The organism is Vibrio splendidus (assembly GCF_001557875.1).
Classification (GTDB): Bacteria; Pseudomonadota; Gammaproteobacteria; order Enterobacterales; family Vibrionaceae; genus Vibrio; species Vibrio splendidus_F.
Window position 1 is genome coordinate 6,212 of record NZ_LNRF01000003.1, and the last position, 20,795, is coordinate 27,006.

A 20,795-nucleotide genomic window follows, 5' to 3' on the forward strand; every position below is an offset into this window, starting at 1 on the left:
GTAACTGTGCATGAATAGGTGTTGAAGAAGAGTTTCTGAGCCACAACTCTTTGAAATAAATTGTTTTCGATTTATACCGTAACAAAAAAGAGGCCAGCATTACTGGCCTCTTTCATTATGGTTTAATGTTTAGCTTTAACCGTGAGTTATCACATTCTGCTGCACGAGTGCATCCAGGATATCTGACGGCATGGTGCCGCTTAACGTCAACTGAGGCGCGAGGTCTTCAACCACAATTACTTGCTCTGTGGTTCCTAAGCCATCTGGGTTGATCGTAAGCTCAATATCATCCCCGTCCACTTTCGCGTCTATCTGCTGCAGCAACGCTGTCATGTCTGGTGAAGTATTCTTCAACTCTGGCAACACTTCTCTTAGGTCGATCTGGTCTCCTTCAGACAGGCTGAAATCAGTGATGGTGTCTTCAACGCCATCTTCGATATTAAGCCATACAAACGAATCCATACCATCGCCACCAGTCAGAATGTCTGAGCCTCCACCACCAATCAGGGTGTCGTTCCCATCGCCACCAACAAGCGTATCATCTCCGGCTCCGCCCTCAAGACGATCATTGCCAGATCCGCCAGTAAGATTGGTATCAAAACTACTCGCTAAAAGTTGCACATCCTCTGTTTCAGAAGACAGATCGAGGTCTAATGGGTTCGCCACAATATTGAGATTTAGATCGATGTTTTGAGATATCGCAATATCGTTATTGTCCGTCTCTTCAGATACCGCCTCCACTTTCAACGTATAGTTACCCGGAGTTAACGGCTTACCAACTGATGGCTGCTCGACGAGTCTGAGACTATCAATCGCATCAGCCGTCGCTATCCAAGTGTCACCCACCAGCGAAACCGTCCCCACATCACTGGTTACGTCAACACCTTCCGGAACATCACTGATCTTCAGCGTCAACTCTTCAGTAATATCCGTCAATGCAGCGACAATTCCGACTAAAGCTATCCCACTATTAGCAACCACAGATGAGCTAGTCGTAATGTTTCTCACGTAGTTGAATGCCGGGTCAATAGACAAGGTTGGCGCATTCGCCACTGGTGTCACCGCGATGTTATAAACCACTGGCGCAGTTTCAATCGCGATACCAGAAGGGTTACCGCTGTCTTTGGCGATGACTTCCAATCCAATGCTATTGGTTGGAGATAAACTCGCATCGAGGTAAACACCACTTGGACTGATTGGCGTATCAATCAGAGCATTCAAATCGCTCAGAGTACCGACTAAGATGACCGAACCGGTATTGTTGCCGTTAACCATCACCGTCGTCCCTGTTGGGAGTGCTACATTCAATGTGCCGTAATCCACTGTCAGCGTGACTGTCATTAAGTCATTAGCATAGGAATCAACATAATCAGGGTCAGTAACATTAATGCCACTCAACAACTGACCGGCGTCTTCGTCAATCAAGTCAGTGACGTTGTCACCATTAACGATAGGCGTATCGTTAACGCCTTGTACCACAACACTGATTTCTGCGGTATCCGTTAGGAAGTCATCAATCCCGTTGGTTGTGCCATTGTCTTCCACTGTGTAAGTGAATTTAACGTCGCCATTGTAATCATCGGCCGCTGTGAATACCCAATATGGGCCGTTGATCGAGTTGTCATCCGCACCACCGACATTTTCGAACTTCTGAATCTGTCCCTGACCTTGGTCGATAACGACTCCAGTCACGGTAATGGCATCGCCTTCAGGATCAGTCGTCGCTGCAATCAGGTCTTCAGCTTTGATGATCAATTGGCCTTCTTCAAGCATGGTACCCAAGTCAACATTGGTTGCCACTGGCTGATCATTCACTTCTGTCACCACAACACTGATCTCGGCAGTATCCGTTAAGAAGTCATCAGCACCGTTAGTCGTGCCATTGTCTTCTACGGTATAAGTGAACTTAACGTCCCCGTTATAATCATCTGCAGCCGTAAATACCCAATATGGGCCATTGATCGAGTTGTCGTCCGCACCACCGACATTTTCGAACTTCTGAAGCTGCCCCTGACCTTGGTCGATAACGACTCCAGTCACGGTGATGGCATCGCCCTCAGGATCGGTCGTCGCTGCAATCAGGTCTTCAGCTTTGATGATCAACTGACCTTCTTCAAGCATGGTACCCAAGTCAACATTGGTTGCTACCGGTTGGTCATTGACTTCTGTTACTACAAGGCTGATTTCCGCATTGTCTGTTAGGAAGTCATCCATGCCGTTGGTGGTACCATCATCGATGATGCTATAATCGAATTTAACGTCACCGTTGAAATCATCAGCAGCCGTAAATATCCAGAATGGGCCCGTAATCGCAGCATTGTCAGCACCACCAGCGTTTTCAAAGCGCTGTAATTGACCTTGGCCTTGAGTAAGGGTCACACCCGTTACGGTGAGGTTATGATTTTCAAGGTCAGAGCTTGCTGTAATTAAGTCACCTTCAACGATAACAAGCTGGCCTTCCTCGGCAATCGAGCCTAGATCAACGTTGTTTGCCACCGGAGCATCATTCACTTCCGTCACCTTAATGGTGAAGGTAGTTTGATTGGTTTGAGCGGTATTCGGATCACCCGCGTCAATCAGACCGTTATTACCACCATCATCGAGCGCTGCATTAATCGTGACTAATCCACCCTGATTGAGGTAGTTTTGGTCTGGGTCTGGCTTGAAGGTCACCGCTCCATTGGTCAAAGCCGTATTGATGTCGGCCTCTTTACCCGTAATCACCAGCGAGCCATTAGGTTGCAATACAAACGTCACATCTGGAGAGCTTGTAAACTCAAATACGCCCTGTGCTCCCGGTAATGTTTGGTCAATTGCCAACGTCAGTACATACGGTGCATCCGGGTTATCAAAATTAGCGTCTACATCGTAGATGCTGAAGTTGTCAATCGCCACACCACTTGAGTCTTCTTGCGTTTCAATGTTGGTAACATTCACAAACGTTGGTTGATCGTTAATAGGATCAATCACTAAATCAACATCGAAGCTCGTTGGAGTACCCAAGTATTCCGTGTTATCAGCGTCCGTATCAACAGAGCGAACGGTAATCTGCAGTGGGCCATTGATGCCCAGCACATTACCTGTGTCACTGTTATGCTCACCGGAGTTAAATACGATCTTATCTAGCGACTGAGCCGGAACATCAAGAGTCCAGATCTGTGTCACTGGATCATAGCTAGCCAAGGTGGTTCCATCTGGATAGTAGATAGAGGCATCTTGAGGAACACCAGCAACTTCTACTCGAAGTGTCTCTGGCGCATTCTCGGTATAAGTGCCGCTTCCGGTTGCAGATAGCTCTTTATCCAAAATCGTCGCATTGATTTCGATATCAATGTTTTGACCTTCATTGCCTGTCACTGAATCGGTTGGGTTGGTATCTACATCATCGCCCACAGGTACCACATGCAGTTTGAAGCTTGGTAGATTTGCCGCCGCAGTAGGCACGCCCAACAAAGATTCTTGAGTGAAGACCTCAACGCCAAACTCAGCGGTACCACTGAAATTTTTAGGAGGTAAAATCGACAATTCACTCAAGTCAAATGACAGCCCTGAAGCTTGCGGTAGTTGAACACTCCATTCACCTCCACCGTTGTTCTTTATCGTGTAAGCTGAACCCGAGTCTGCACTCATCAAGAAGCCGTCTGGCACACCTGTAAACTTAACCGAAACAAACTGCTCAGAGCCATCGAGGTCAGTCAATGCAATAGATACTGGCCCAGTTCCAGACAGTGAAATAGGCTGATCTTCATTACCCGTAATCTCAATCACATCAGGGTCACTGCCCGGCCCTGTGACAAGTACATCATCGACAACCGGAACAACATCAAAACTAACACTCGTATTGAAAGTGTCGGAGTCTGCTGCCGTGCCTACAGGAGAAGCAGGATCATTATAGGATGCTGTATCTGTCACTGTGCCGCTGACATTAATCTGCACTTGGTTAATATCATTTCCAGTTGGATAATTCGCTATTGCCCTAAAGAGCACGTTATCGAGTGCACCAGCCGCGATTTCAGCTTGATTAAACGTCACAGTTGTTCCTAATGACGCGCCCGTACCGTCATAGAATGCCCCTATCGAAGGATCATCCAAGGTCAAGGTAATGGAGGTAAACTCTTCTTGGCCACCTTCTAAACCTGAAACTTGATCCGAAATGGTCGAATTGAAGTCGAGCTGAATATAGGTGTCTTCGTAACCCACTGGATCTTGTCCAGCCTGGCCGTCGTTATCAACAGGATTGAAGAGATCATCAAGAGAGCCTACAACATTAACTTCAATTGTTGGGTCCGTTTCTGCATCTGGTGCTACCTTAATAACTACCTCTGTGTCTAACGTCTTCTCATCACCCGATAGAAGGTCTTTAGTCACGATCGAGATTGGCAACCTAAAGTCACCAGAATAGTCTGCAGGTAAATTGAGCAGCAACCCAGCAAAGTCTGTTGAAACACCCTGTTCTACGGTTGTCTCAAATACATATTTTCCGTTAACGAAATCGATATCACTATTGCCAGATACGCTGATTGGGAATGTAACTTCATTTGGCGTTCCTGGATTTATAGTGATGCTGTCGTCGATAATAATCGTTACTTGGTCAGTCGAGTCGTCTTCACCCGAGAAGGTAATCAAGCTATTTAATGCTATACCAAGATCGAGTTGTGTATCTTCAATGGCATCAATAACACTGTCTGGCACTAAAGCAATGTCAGCAGCAACTTTATCTGGGGCTGTCAGCACTTCAGGATAAGAAAGCGTGACCTCTCCCGTACGTTGCACTTGGGCAGACGTCTCATTGTTAGCATCACCAGGATCTGATACCAAAGTGAAAATTGTCATCTTGATATCATTGAAATCAGTAACGACATCATCTGCATCATTGGCAGGGGTGAAATCTAGCCCACTAGGAGCACTGACACTGAAGGCATCTTCATTGGTTACAACCCAACGGCCACCACCTTCGTATGCAGCCCCGTTAACGACGAGTTGTCCCAACACTTCATCAGACAGCGCACTTCCGTCGGTATTAGTTAACTGGACGATCACTTCATCGACTTGTTCTTCTACTGTGCTTAAATCTGTTTCTTGGTATCGGACAACGTATTCATCCGAAATTGATGTGTTATCACTGTTCGTTGTAAATTTAATTACGCCATTAGCATCAGCCGTAATCGTAGTGAGATCTCCAGTGCCATTTTCATTTGAAACAACAATCTTGTTGTCGGCATCTCCAGGTTCAACAACGGGTCTTACACGTACATCTATAGTGCCGGTAATAGTGGCTGTCACAATACCTTCACCAGGATTTGTGGCATCAACGTATTCATGATCTCTTTCTTCAATCATGACAACCGTATTAAGCGTAAAGTCGGTGCTCGAATCTTGAGCTGGCGTTATCTGGATAAAGTTATTGTTCAGCGCGATCTGAGTAAAGTCTTCTGCCGTCTGACCGCTCTTCGGAGTGATGGTCAAAGTACCTGCAGCTGCATCGTACACCTGAGTTACGTCGCCGTTAACCACAACACTTTCAACATCAGTTGGAATACCACTGATGACAATAGAAGTGAAATGCTCATCATCATCAATATAATCCGTGCCCTCTGGGTGCCAATCAATGTTGATCGCGGTATCTTCATCACCATTAGTAACCGTGTTATACGTCGCAGAGGTATCGATTCTAGGTTCGACTAGCACTCGAATTTCTTGATCAAACGTAAGCGTGTGACCATCGTTCTCAGTCACAATCACTTTACCTTGAATATGAATATTCTCAGTTGAAGAGTCCACAGGTCTGATACGGATCCCTGACGTTTTACCCGCCTCAGTAATATTAGCTTCATAGATAGGTTTAGATAAGTCAGGGCTACCACCCGGCCCGGTTTCGTAACCGACAAAGTTAAGGTCAATAACCGTACCGTCCCCATCTTCCAAAATTACGCCGTCAGGAATACCCGAAAGGATAACGGTTATGGATTCTGAACCATCGTCCGGTAATGGTGTGGTGCCAGTCTCCGGCTTTCTCTCACCCGACAATACGGTGAAATCAAGCTCGGCAAAGCTATCGCCATTTTGGCTCTCTTGAATCGTCGTTTGCACACCATTTACAGAGCCGTCTGTAATGGCACTCCAAGCCGTGCCATTCGTTCCACCATAAGGAGTATCAGCAACGCCTTTCACCTCAACATTAACAGTTTTAGTCCCCAGGATTTCTTCGTCGACTTGAGCACCCGTTGATAGGTTTGCAGTGTCTTTGACCACGCCCGTTATATCGAAGGTGAAATCTACATTACTGTGTTTGGTTGGAACAACCTCAACGTTTGCCAAATCGGAATACGCTATTTCTTGGTAATCGATACCATTAATAGTGACTGTTGGAACGACATTCGTGGTCCCTAGGTAATAGAGCACCGCACCTTCAGTAATATTGCTGATACGAACAAACAATTCTTCAGAGCCGTCAGTGTCCACCGAGCCGTTCATGGTGATCACTTCGTCCAGCGTGAAGGCATCTTTGTTAGCCAAAGGACCGATATAATCTGGATCATCAATGTTGTCTTCGTTAATACGAATCCTGTTAACACTGAAGGTTCCCGGATCGGCATCGGCAGTCACATCAATGATAATATTCTGTTCGACAGAGCGAGCAGTTGTCTTATCATTTGCCCCGCCGTTAGCCGAATCATCGTATGGGTTGAGCGTCTCCTCAGTAATTGCCGTTGCTTTGAACTCAATTTGTCCAGAGAAGTTGTCGATTGGATTAACCACGGTGCTATTGATATCTGCGGCAGCAATCGTGTAGACACCATTAACTGGCGTTAACACATTGCCATTTTGATCCAACAGCTCAAACTTCCCGTCACCTTGAACTGCTTCTAGCTCATAGGTAATCGTCTCAGTATTACTGTTATCTTGCGACTCTGCATTCAGCTGAAGTGTCACATTGTCTTGATCTTCATTCACTTGATATTGATACGTACTATTCGCATCATCCCAAGTGGCAATATCCGCTACCGCTTCAATCTCAATTCTGAAGTTTGAATTTACTGTATGGTCAAGCGTGCCATTATTATCAATTTCGAGCTCATAACGAACTCGCCCACCAGTTTCATCCGAACTAGCGTGTTGGTCCGGAACAAAGAACAAGTTATCTATCGTCGCGATAGTTTGTCTTGGTTCATTCGGATTTGGAGCAAAGCTTTGTTCGAGCTGAGGAGGGCCAAATATAATGCTCCCATTTGACGCAGGCATTAATTCAATATAATCAGTACCATCGAAGTAATAAAACGTACCTTGATGACTGTCACCTCCGTTCGGGCTTTTAATCGTCAACTGCCCAATAGATTCAGCGTTGTCTTGGTCATACAGGTTAACTTGCAGTGCAACTTGCGCTGGTGCATTAGGCAAACCATTTTGGTTATCTTGAACATTCTCAAAAGCGGGTTCATCACCCGATGCGTAAGGTATCGTTAAATCTCTACCCGCATCCTCAAACGTAGTCACTTTCAGCGAGATAGCTGACGAGTTTCGATCTGTAATAGTGATATCTAATGGTGTTTCTGATGTATCTAAATCCCCATCTGTTGCAATCACATTAATAGAGAAATCTATTGTCTCACCGTCATGCTCTAGATAACCGTTAGCTCTAAACTCAACCTCACCATTTGAGTTAATACGCAATCGACCAAGCTCACGAGTATCAACACCTCCATTGGTCTGCTCGTATACTCGAACCTCTTGACTACCATTGTTTAAATCGAAACCATCACTGTAAGGCCCACTATTTCCGGTACGGAAAACGATATCAGCGCCATTGCTAGTAATACCTTCAATTCGACTCAGAACAGCACCATCAGCACCCACATCCGTCGTATTGGCAAACATGTCAACTTTGGAGTTACCATAGCCCTGACCTTCAAGACGAGTAATCGACTGGGTTGTCACCAGTGGAACATCATCAGTCACGGTAATTTTCAAATCGATAGCATTCGATTGGTCTTGGTCGAAATCTTCAGCCACGACTGAGAAATCAAGCTCTATGGTGTTTTCATCCGCGCCATCAGGGTGTTTAAGTGGTTTAAATAACTCAAATTGATAACTGTTGTTTGAGGTATCAAAAATAATTTCAAACACAGGCTGATTGCTGGTTACTGTCTGTGCAACATAAGTGAAGGTAGTGCCGCTTTGTGAAACAGGCAGCCACTCTAAGCTTTCTCCATCAGAGGTTAAGCCCGCGATAACTAAGTCTTCATCGACCAGTTCATACTTAACAACGCCATCAGCACCTTCATCAACCGTGAATAGTCCGTTAATAAGGGTATCTTCGGATTGATCCGAACCAATCCCAGTAAGATCATCTTCATCAACAACCGTTTCACCTGTTGGCGCACTCATTACTGGCACATCATCAAGCACTTCGATTGGCAATACATATTGATTAGAATCATCACCGTCACCATCAACCGCAACGACATCGAATGGAATCGTTAAGGTATTGGAATTCGGACTTGTTGGATGATTTAAAGGCCCTAATAGCGTAAATGTATACGAACCATTATCACCTAATTCCAACGTGAAGATTGGCGCCCCGCTTGTCGTCGTACCTTGATAGGTGGTTGTGTTAGCTGCCCCTGTGATTTCTGTAATAGAAATCGCTTCAGTTCCAGAGGTCAATGTCGCTTCAAGAGCAGAGATATTACGCAGTTCGTAAACCTCTACTTGGTCAGCACCTTCTGTCGTGACAAATGCACCTGTCGCTTGTGAAACCACAGAGCCCAAGTCATCTTCATCAACCACAAACGTGCTGGTCGCTGTCGTGTCAGTAATGACAGGCACATCATCGGTTATAGTAACGGTCAGAGGTTTCATTACAGAATCGGTATTGTCTTGGTCGACTGCGATCACTGGTAAAGTGAAGATTTGATCGTTGTTGCCTTGTACAGGCAGGTGATCGAGCTCTTCCAATAAAGTGAACGTGTATTCGCCTAGCACCACACTACTAAAAGTGATGGTGAAAATATCGGTTTGGACACCACCACTTTCAACGTAACCAATATAATGATCGCTGTTTAGAGGATCTTCTTTTAACTGAACCACCAAACCATCCGCTTTCAAATCGCCCGACGTGTTGAACTGGGTGGTATCAATACGGAAATGACTAACATCATCACTTCCCGCTGTGAAAGTAATGGTTTCAGTTTGGCTAACAGGTAAACCCGGTGAAGAGCCATCAATAAGATTCGCTTCTTCCAATGCAACTGTTGGTACCGTATCTATTACCGGTGGAGCGCCATCTGAGATCGTCAGTGTTACTGTCGAGGTGACAATATCGCCATCTTTATCTTCTGATGTCACGGTAATGGTCTTAACGATGTCACCACCAGAATGATCCAGATTTCTATTCGGCTCAAAGCGCATATCACCTTCAAGCGTGATAAACAGCGAACCTTCCGTAAATACGAACTCTTGCTCACCAGTGTTGGTTTGCACTAGAGATTCTTCAGGCTGGCTACCATAAGTAAATTTGGTGATAGTCGCACCATCGGCACTTTGCGCAGGCATCACATCAAATGTCGTTGTGGTAGGCGTGCCTGTGCTAGGCTCTGTGATGCTAAGCGCACCAGATTGCATTAATTGAACGTCATCACTGATGGTCACAGAAAGCGGTTTAGACGGTGAAATATCGCCATCGGTGTCTTGCGCATACACCGACAAGTCAAAGCTGAGATCGTTGTTTCCTAGTCCGTCAACATGATCCAAACGCTCAAGCAAAGTAAACGTGTACTCACTCGGATTCGTATCATCAAAATCTAGGGTAAAGATAACTTTCTCAACACCCGAGCCATCCGTTGTGAATGCTATGTAATCCCCTGAACCCACAGGCTCTTCACGCAAGCTCAATTCAAGGCCATCAGACTTCAATACACCGCTGGTATTAAACAGCCCTACTTCAACGACAATTTTCTCAATATCATCACTGCTTGCTAGTGAAGTAATAGTCTGGGTCACGCTAACTGGGTTGCCACTCGGTGTTGAACCATCAGCCAGTAAGCTTTCAGACAAGCTAACGCTCGGCACTACATTCAACGTTGGTCCATCACCATCAACAATTGTAAGAGTGACAGCTGATGAAAAGGTGTCCTTATCAAAGTCAGAAGACGTAAACACAATAGACTTAACAATGTCGCCTGCAGAGTGGTCAAGATTACGATTTGGCTCAAACCTTACATCGCCATCCAAAGTGACAAACAACGAGCCTTCCGTGAAAACAAATTCCTGCTCACCGCTGATGTTTTGATTCAAAGTAATCGCAGATCCACCGTCATAGGTGAACTGTGTAATGGTTGCTCCATCAGCACTTGGCGTAGGCAAGACATCAACGGTCAAGGTAGTTGGTGTGCCAGTATTTGGCTCTGTGATGGTTAAAGAGCCATCTTGCATCTGCTGAAGGTCATCTTGAATGGTGACAACAACATCACGCTTAACCGAGTCATCACCATCAGTATCAACCGCATAAACAGGCAAGTTGAAGTTAAGGTCGTTATTGAGAGCGCCATCAAGGTGATCGAGTGCCTCAATCAGCATGAAGGTGAACTGACCTTTATTGACACTATCAAAATCAATGGTGAATACATTGGTTACGTTACCCGCCCCATCATCAGTAAATCCGATGTAATCGCCAGGTGAAGCAGGATCTTCTTTTAGCTGAACAACAAGACCATTTGATTTCAGCACATCGCCAGGATTGAACTCGTTGGTCGCAATTCTGAAGTGACTCAAATCATCACTACCCACCGTGTAGGTAATGGTTTGTGTTGAGCTCACCGCAGAACCACTTGGTGTTGAGCCATCTGCTAGGTTCACTTCCGATAAGTTCACGCTAGGTACGACATCGATGACCGGATCAATACCATCTTGGATCGTCAATGTGACATCCGCGGTATCAGTATCGTTATCAAAGTCGCTGGTCGTTACAACAATCGTTCTAACAATATCACCCGCTGAGTGATCCAGGTTTCGATTTGGCTCAAAACGAACTTCGCCTTCAATCGTGATGTACAGTAAACCATCGGTTAAGGTAAATACCTGCTCTGTCGATACATTCGGATCCAAGGTGACGGCAGTACCACCATCGTAAATAAATTGGGTTACCTTTGCGCCATCAGCACTTTGAGTCGGCATAACATCAATGGTTGGCGTAGTTGGTGTGCCAGCCACTAGATCAGCCAGTGAAGGCTCAACAATATTCAATGAACCGTCTTGTACACCTTGTACATCATCGGTAATGGTCACTGTCATTGGTGACATCGCCGATTCATCACCGTCGGTATCCACAGCTAAAACAGGCACATCGAAATTTAAGGTGTTGTTCTGCAGGCCATCCACATGGTCTAACGCTTCAAGCAGTGTAAACGTGTATTGTCCTAAATTGGTGGTTGAGAAACTGATCGTGAAGACGTTGGTTTCTACGTTAGCACCGTCTTTTACAAAGCCAGTGTAGTTACCAGAGTTCGCTGGCTGCTCTTTAATCTCAACCTCTAATCCATTCGACTTCAAAGCACCCGAAGTATTGAACTGAGCAGGGTCAATTCTGAAATGACTAACATCATCACTACCCTCGGTATAGGTAATCACTTGAGTCATCGATACTGGATTGCCCGTTGGCGCAGAGCCATCAGCCAGATCGACCTCAGAAAGGCTCACACCAGGAATGACGTTGATGATTGGTAGATCACCATCCGTAATAGTTAGCGTTACTGTCGAAGTCACCACATCACTATCAGAATCACTTGAACTGACGACTATCGACTTAACGATATCCCCGCCCGAGTGATTAAGATCGCGGTTCGGTTCAAAGCGAACATCGCCTTGCAGCGTGATATAGAGCGAGCCTTCAGCAACCACAAACTTTTGCTCACCCGTATTACTCTGGTCAAGCGTAAACACGGTACCATTGTCGTAATTGATTTGGGTGATAGTCGTGCCATCAGCCCCTTCTTGATCAAGAACGTTGACGGTCGTGGTTGTCGGCGTACCCGCGGCTAAGTCAGCCACTGTTGGCTCTTCAATGCTGAGAGCACCATCCACCATGACTTGAATATCATCGGTAATCGTTACAGCCAGAGGTGACATCAGAGAGTCATCGCCGTCGCTATCGACCGCGTACACAGGCAAGTTAAACGTTAGATCGTTATTACCTTGAATTGGTGTATGGTCAATCGCTTCTAGAAGCGTAAAGGTGTACTCACCTAAAGTCGTGCTGCTAAATGCAAGTGTGAAGACTGTGGTTTCTACATTTGAAATGTCAGTGGTGAAGCCAATATAGTTACCTGACCCCGCAGGCTCTTCTCGAATCTCAATCACTAAGCCATCAGATGTCAGGGTACCGCCAGTATTAAACTCACTCGGCTCCAAACGGAATTTTTCAACATCATCACTTTGGTTGGTAAAAGTGATGGTTTCTGTTTGACTAACCGCACTACCACTTGGTGATGAGCCATCAGCCAGATCCGCTTCTTTAAGTGATACGCTCGGTACCGCATCGATAGTCGGGTTATCACCATCAGTAATGGTCAAAGTTACGGTTGATGTCACTGGATCATTATCAAAGTCATTGGATGTCACGACTATGGACTTAACAATGTCTTCGTTCGCGGAATGGTCTAGGTTACGGTTGGGTTCAAAGCGCATCTCACCTTGAAGCGTGATGTATAACTCACCTTCTGTGAAACTGAATTGCTGTTCGCCTACGATGCTCTGATCCAACGTTTTAACGACGCCACCAAAAGAAAACTCAGTGATGGTTGCACCATCGGCACTTTGGTTTGGCATCACATCAATGGTGTTAGTTGTCACCGTACCGTCAGCAAGATTTGGCTCAACGATATCTAGCGTGCCATCTTGCATGATTTGAACATCATCACCGATAGTCACATTCAGTTGAGACACAACAGAATCATCACCATCGCTGTCTACCGCATAGACCGGAAGATCAAAGCTCAGATCATTGTTCGCTTGGCCATCTACATGGTCTAACGCTTCCAATAAAGTAAAGGTGTATTCACCAAGAGTCGCGGTCGAGAAGCTAATCGTGAACACTGGGATTTCAGTGTTTGAACCATCGGTAATAAAACCGATATAAGTACCTGGACTCGCTGAATCTTCTTTAATCTCGACCACAAAACCATTCGATTTGAGAGCACCGCCGGCATTGAACTCGGTTGGTTCAATGCGGAAGCTGGTCACATCATCACTTTGATTAGTAAAGGTAATCGTCTCAGTTTGACTTACAGCACTACCACTTGACGCTGAGCCATCAACAAGGTTGCTTTCAGACAGAGTAACGCTTGGCACCGTGTCAATGGTCGGGATATCACCATCGATAATCGTCAGGGTGACGGTAGAGGTCACTGTATCCTTATCGAAATCGCTTGAGGTGACCTCGATCTGTTTAACTATATCTCCACCAGTATGGTCGAGATTACGATTCGGCTCGAAGCGAACGTCACCTTGGATAGTGATATACAGTGAACCTTCAGCAACAACGAACTTCTGCTCACCAGTGTTGTTCTGGTCAAGCGTTAACACAGTCCCGCCATCATAAGTAAATTGTGTGATGGTCGCGCCGTCTGCCCCTTCTTGATCAAATACATTAACGGTAGTTGTCGTAGGTGTGCCCGCAGCCAAATCAGCAACCGCTGGCTCGACAATATTTAGAGCTCCGTCTTGCATGATTTGAACATCATCACCGATGGTCACATTCAACTGTGACACCAATGAATCGTCGCCGTCGGTGTCTACCGCATAAACAGGAAGGTCAAAGCTAAGATCGTTGTTCGCTAAACCATCCACATGGTCTAACGCTTCCAATAACGTGAAAGTGTATTGGCCGAGGGTAGTACTAGAGAAACTGATCGTGAACACGTTGGTCTCGACGTTCGAACCATCAGTAACAAAACCGATGTAACCACCTGGTGTGGTTGGGTCTGCTTTTAGCTCAACCACCAGCCCATTTGATTTGAGCGCCCCACCAACATTGAACTCTGTCGGTTCAATGCGGAAACTCGCCACATCATCACTTTGATTAGTGAAGGTAATCGTCTCTGTTTGACTTACCGCGGCGCCGCTTGGTGTAGAACCATCACTCAAATTAGTTTCAGATAAAGTAACGCTCGGTACATTATCAATCGTTGGGATGTCACCATCGGTAATAGTCAACGTCACCGTAGAAGTAACAACATCACTATCTGAGTCGCTTGAAGTCACGACTATCGACTTAACGATGTCTCCACTTGTGTGGTCGAGGTTACGATTTGGTTCAAAGCGCACATCACCTTGCAGCGTGATATAAAGCGAACCTTCAGCAACTACAAACTTCTGCTCACCAGTATTGTTCTGGTCAAGCGTAAATACCGTGCCATTGTCGTAGTTGATTTGGGTGATGGTCGTGCCGTCAGCCCCTTCTTGATCAAGAACATTCACGGTCGTGGTTGTCGGTGTGCCAGCGGATAAATCGGCCACAGTCGGCTCTTCAATCGTAAAAGCACCATCTACCATGACTTGGATATCATCGGTAATCGTCACTGCAAGTGGCGACATGAGAGAATCATCGCCATCGCTATCGACCGCGTACACTGGCAAGTTAAACGTTAGGTTGTTATTACCTTGAATTGGTGTGTGATCAATCGCTTCTATAAGCGTGAAGGTGTATTCACCTAAAGTCGTGCTGCTAAATGCAAGTGTGAAGACTGTGGTCTCGACATTTGAAGTGTCAGTGGTGAAACCAATGTAGTTACCCGAACCCGCAGGCTCTTCTCGAATCTCAATAACTAAACCATCAGATGTCAGAGTACCGCCAGTATTAAACTCACTCGGCTCCAAACGGAATTTTTCAACATCATCACTTTGGTTGGTGAAGGTAATGGTTTGAGTGGAGCTTACCGCGCTGCCACTTGGAGCAGAGCCATCACTCAGATTAGTTTCAGATAAGCTAACCGTTGGAATAACATCAATGGTTGGGTTATCACCATCGGTGATGGTCAGAGTCACAGTGGATGTCACTGGATCGTTATCGAAGTCATTCGACGTCACGACTATAGACTTAACAATGTCTTCGCTCGCGGAATGGTCCAGATTACGGTTTGGTTCAAAGCGCATGTCACCTTGAAGCGTGATGTACAACTCACCTTCTGTGAAACTGAATTGCTGTTCGCCAGTAATACTCTGATCCAGAGTTTGAACAATGCCGCCAAAAGAGAACTCAGTGACGGTTGCACCATCGGCACTTTGGTTTGGCATCACATCAATAGTGTTGGTGGTCACCGTACCGTCAGCAAGATTAGGCTCAACAATATCTAATGTGCCATCTTGCATGATTTGAACGTCATCGCCGATGGTTACATTGAGTTGAGACACTAAAGAATCATCGCCATCGCTGTCTACCACATAGACCGGAAGATCAAAGCTCAGATCATTGTTCGCTAGTCCATCTACATGGTCTAGCGCTTCAAGTAAGGTAAAGGTGTATTCACCTAACGTAGTAGCAGAGAAACTAATGGTGAACACTGGGATTTCAGTGCCCAAACCGTTGGTAATAAAACCGATGTAAGTGCCCGGATTAGCAGAGTCTTCTTTTATCTCGACCGCAAACCCATTCGATTTCAGTGCCCCGCCCACATTGAACTCGGTTGGCTCAATACGGAAACTCGCTACATCATCACTTTGGTTGGTGAAAGTAATCGTCTCTGTTTGACTGACAGCGCTGCCGCTTGGTGCAGAACCATCACTAAGGTTGGTTTCAGACAAAGTAACGCTTGGTACCGCATCAATGGTTGGGATATCACCATCAGTAATCGTCAGCGTCACTGTGGAAGTCAGTACATCGTTGTCTAAATCGCTTGAGGTCACCACTATCGACTTCACGATGTCTTCGCTAAGCGTGTGGTCTAGATTACGGTTTGGCTCAAAGCGTACTTCACCTTCAAGAGTGATGAACAACTCTCCTTCCGTGAAGCTAAATTGCTGCTCACCATTGTCCGTTTGATCCAGTGTTCGAACTTGACCATCATAAGTGAACTGAGTGATCGTCGCACCGTCAGCACTTTGATTTGGCATCACGTCGATGGTGTTGGTTGTGACTGTACCATCTGCTAGATTTGGCTCAGTGATATCTAACGTACCACCTTGCATGATTTGAACATCATCACCGATGGTTACGTTAAGCTGAGATACAAGCGAATCATCGCCATCACTGTCTACCGCATACACCGGCAGGTCAAAGCTCAGATCGTTGTTTGCAAGACCATCAACATGGTCTAACGCTTCAAGTAAAGTGAAAGTGTATTGGCCTAAATTGGTACTTGAGAAACTAATCGTGAATACATTGGTTTCAACGTTTGAACCATCAGTAACAAAACCGATGTAACCGCCCGGTGTGGTTGGGTCGGCCTTCAGTTCAACCGCCAATCCATTTGATGTCAAAGCGCCACCAACATTGAACTCAGTTGGTTCAATACGGAGACCAGTCACATCATCACTTTCAGTGGTGTAAGTAATACTTTGAGTTGAACTAACGGCACTGCCACTTGGCGCAGAGCCATCATTCAAATTCGTTTCAGACAAGGTAACAGCTGGCACATTATCAATAGTTGGGATATCACCATCGGTAATGGTCAGCGTGACTGTTGAGGTCAGCACATCGTTATCGGAGTCACTGGAAGTGACCACGATTGATTTCACGATGTCTTCGCTTAGCGTGTGGTCTAGATTACGATTCGGCTCAAAGCGCACTTCACCTTGAAGCGTGATGAACAACTCACCTTCCGTGAAGCTAAACTGTTGCTCGCCATTATCATTTTGGTCAAGTGTTCGAAGCTGACCATCATAAGTGAATTGCGTGATCGTCGCGCCATCGGCACTTTGATTTGGCATCACATCAATAGTGTTAGTTGTCACAGTGCCATCGGCAAGATTCGGCTCGACGATATCTAACGCACCATCTTGCATAATTTGAACATCATCGCCGATGGTCACATTTAACGGCGACATCACTGAATCATCACCGTCACTGTCTACCGCATACACGGGTAAACCAAAACTGAGCTCGTTGTTGCCACGGGCATCTTGGTGGTCCAAGGCTTCAAGCAAAGTGAAGGTATATTCACCTAATGTGGTGCTAGAAAAACTCAGCGTAAATACCGTGGTCTCTACATTCGTCGCACTGGTAGTAAAACCAATATAGTCACCCGACCCTGTCGGATCTTCACGTAATTCAACAGCTAAACCGTTCGATTTAAGATCATCGTTGGTATTGAACTCAGTAGGCTCAATACGGAAACGAACCACATCATCACTTTGGTTGGTGAAGGTAATGGTTTGAGTGGAGCTTACCGCGCTGCCACTTGGAGCAGAGCCATCACTCAGATTAGTTTCAGATAAGCTAACCGTTGGAATAACATCAATGGTTGGGTTATCACCATCGGTGATGGTCAAAGTTACGGTAGATGTCACTGGATCGTTATCAAAGTCATTCGACGTCACGACTATAGACTTAACAATGTCTTCGCTCGCGGAATGGTCCAGATTACGGTTTGGTTCAAAGCGCATTTCACCTTGGAGCGTGATGAACAACTCGCCTTCAGTGAAACTAAACTGTTGCTCGCCAGTATCATTCTGGTCAAGCGTTCGAAGTTGGCCGTCATAGGTGAACTGAGTAATCGTCGCGCCATCTGCACTTTGGTTTGGCATCACATCAATAGTGTTGGTGGTCACCGTACCGTCAGCAAGATTAGGCTCGACGATATCTAAGGTGCCATCTTGCATGATTTGAACATCATCACCGATAGTCACATTCAGTTGAGACACAACAGAATCATCACCATCGCTGTCTACCGCATATACTGGAAGATCAAAGCTCAGATCGTTATTCGCTAGGCCATCCACATGGTCTAGCGCTTCAAGTAAGGTAAAGGTGTATTCACCTAACGTAGTAGCAGAGAAACTAATGGTGAACACTGGGATTTCAGAGCCCGAACCGTTGGTAATAAAACCGATGTAAGTGCCCGGATTAGAAGAGTCTTCTTTTATCTCGACCGCAAACCCATTCGATTTCAGTGCCCCACCGACATTGAATTCAGTTGGTTCAATGCGGAATTTAGCTACATCATCACTACCAGCGGTAAAGGTAATCGTTTCGGTAGTGCTGACCGCACTCCCGCTTGGAGAAGATCCATCAGCTAGATTGGTTTCAGAGAGAGTAACAGGCGGGACCAAATCAATGATTGGATCTTGGCCGTCAATGATACTTAGCTCAAGCGTTGAAGTATCAGTGTCTCCATCACCATCTTCAGTTAAAAATGAAAACTGTTTGACAATGGTTTCACTGTTTGTGTGGTCAATATCGCGCGCAACTTCAAAACTAAAATCACCATTCAGTGAGATGGTTACAACACCTTCAGTAAAACTGAAGGTTTGAGCAGCATCTGGCAGCAAACTCTGATCTAGCGAGTAATCAACACCATCATAGTTAAATGATTGAATTGTTGAGCCATCAGCGCCTTCAAAATTAAATAGGTTGTACGAAACAATCGTATCGCCGGCTAAAGTAGGCTCAGTAACGGATTCAACCTTATCAACCAGTTCAACAACATCATCTTTTACATTAACTAGAATCTCTGCGGCTTCTGGTGTACTCGAACCGCCAGCTAGTGCAGAACGATCTCCATCCGCATCCACCGCATAAATTGGCAGTGCAAAAGTTAATAACGCATCTTCAGCGCCTTGGTGCGACAGTTCTTCATAGAGGTTAAATTCATAGTTACCCAATGATGGGCTATCAATTTTAACGTCAAAGATCGTAATTCTCGAGCCATTGCTCTCAACATAACCCTCGTAAGTTCTTACACCATTGGTTTCATCCACCAACTCTAATAGCACTGCTTCACCATTAGAAACCAAGGTGCCATCAGTATTAAACTCAGTCGGTTCAAGCTCGTAATGGTCAATGATGTCACTGTTAAAAATATCGGCAGTGACACTACCACTTCCAGTTACTGGCGCTGTTCCCTCTTTTGAACCGCCAACGATGCCCGCTTCATCGACATTAATACTGTCAACATTGGTAATAACTGGGCTGTCGCCATCAGTAATAGCGATGTTGATGGTATTGGTTACTACATCTTGGTCGAAATCGGTAATCGTGATTGGTAATGCAAACGAAAGAGTATCGGTTCCAACTTCTTCTATCGGTTTGAACTGTTGGAAGTTATACGTGCCATCGGTATCAAGGGAGATGGTCAGAACAACCTCACCCCGCCCTTGAATAGACAGAGTGATCGTTGTGCCATCATCAGACAACCTTGCAAGCGTTGTTTGATTATCACTATATATCCCATCAAATTGGTCCAATGCACTAGCATCAAAGACCGCCGATTGAAGATGATCACTTCCAATAATCGAAAAAGTCCCTTCGATAGCTGTACTACTTGTTTCAACATTATTGATAGTCACGCTTTCTGCTGACGGGTCCTCCCAGTCAAACACCGTAACTTGTGCGCTGATTGGTGCTGCAATCGGGTTTCCTGCGGAATCTTCACCTTGAACATCAAAGACAATATTAATTTGATCGCCAGTATAAGAAACTTGGCCACCACCAATAGAAGGCACATGGTCAATAGGTTGAGAAACTGTTGTGGTCAGCGAGAGTTCAATGTTATTTCCAACACTGATAGCTTCAATATCAATGCGTAGTACTTCGTCGGAACCTAGAACACCGACGATAGAATTAGTCGCCGCATCATAAGTAAACGTAACGGGCTGACCACTTGAGGTAATATCACTGTTGAGTTCATTGAGTAGTGAAGCAAGGGATAGTGCTTCTGGAGCGAAGGAATCAGGAGAGAGAGCCAAACTACCAGCAACAATCGTTTCGCTAATCGTTAAGGATTGAGGATAGGTATTACCTGATATCGAGCCTTCATGGAGCTCTTCACTAATAGATTGACCACCAGCTGAACGGGTTATCGTTCTGAACTCTTCTCTATCTTCATCGATGGTTTGATCTTCTAAACCTGAGGTCTCAAAGAATGTCGATGGCTGAGTCTGTGTGTAGTTGTAATCAATCGTTACAAAACCTGCGTTTGCAGAACCTAACCCACCACCAGCGGCCGTTGCTTCTAAGATTTGAGTTGGATCGGCGCCACCTAAAATGGCTTCTTGAATGGCAGCGAGATCACCATCTGTAAAGGTACTGGCGTCAGCTTGCTGTAAATCGAAGTTAACCTCTCCCGCAATTGGAGCGTCTGTCCATGCGGCAGTCTCATCAACACAGCCAACACAATTCTCTCCAACCGGAATCGAATCATTCTGAACGCCTAATACAAGCTCTGACTTGTTGGCCGTAATCACGATCTCATTTTCACGGATGATATCGCCAACTGAAATCTTTCTTGCGCTGCCGTCAGGCTTAACTACGACGACATCTCCACTAGTTGCTTCAACTACCGCAACCTGGCGCGAAACTTCGATATCCATATATCCCCCGATGTCACAAAACACTATCTATTAGAGCTGTGAAAATTATTTGTAATGGTAATTACAGGTTTTCATTGCGCGTATACCTAACTCTTTTCATCGCTAGTCAATGATTGTGTCTCACTGGCATAACAAGAGAATAGTTTTCACCTGTTTTTTTATAGTTTACTTACTCTTAAGCCTAGTCTTCCCCATAAAAAATGCCATGTCTGTGCTAAACAACGCTTTTTCACAAATCGCTCATTCTCTATGGATTACTAGAAACACGAGTTAAA

At 45.5% G+C, this 20,795-nt stretch carries 1 protein-coding gene; it reads right to left on the reverse strand.

Annotated features, from left to right (window positions below):
* Positions 1-135 precede the first annotated feature (135 nt).
* Positions 136-20,520: a retention module-containing protein gene (locus tag ATB74_RS09700; protein WP_061018272.1), complete on the reverse strand. Its 20,385-nt coding sequence runs from the start codon at positions 20,518-20,520 to the stop codon at positions 136-138.
* Positions 20,521-20,795 lie beyond the last annotated feature (275 nt).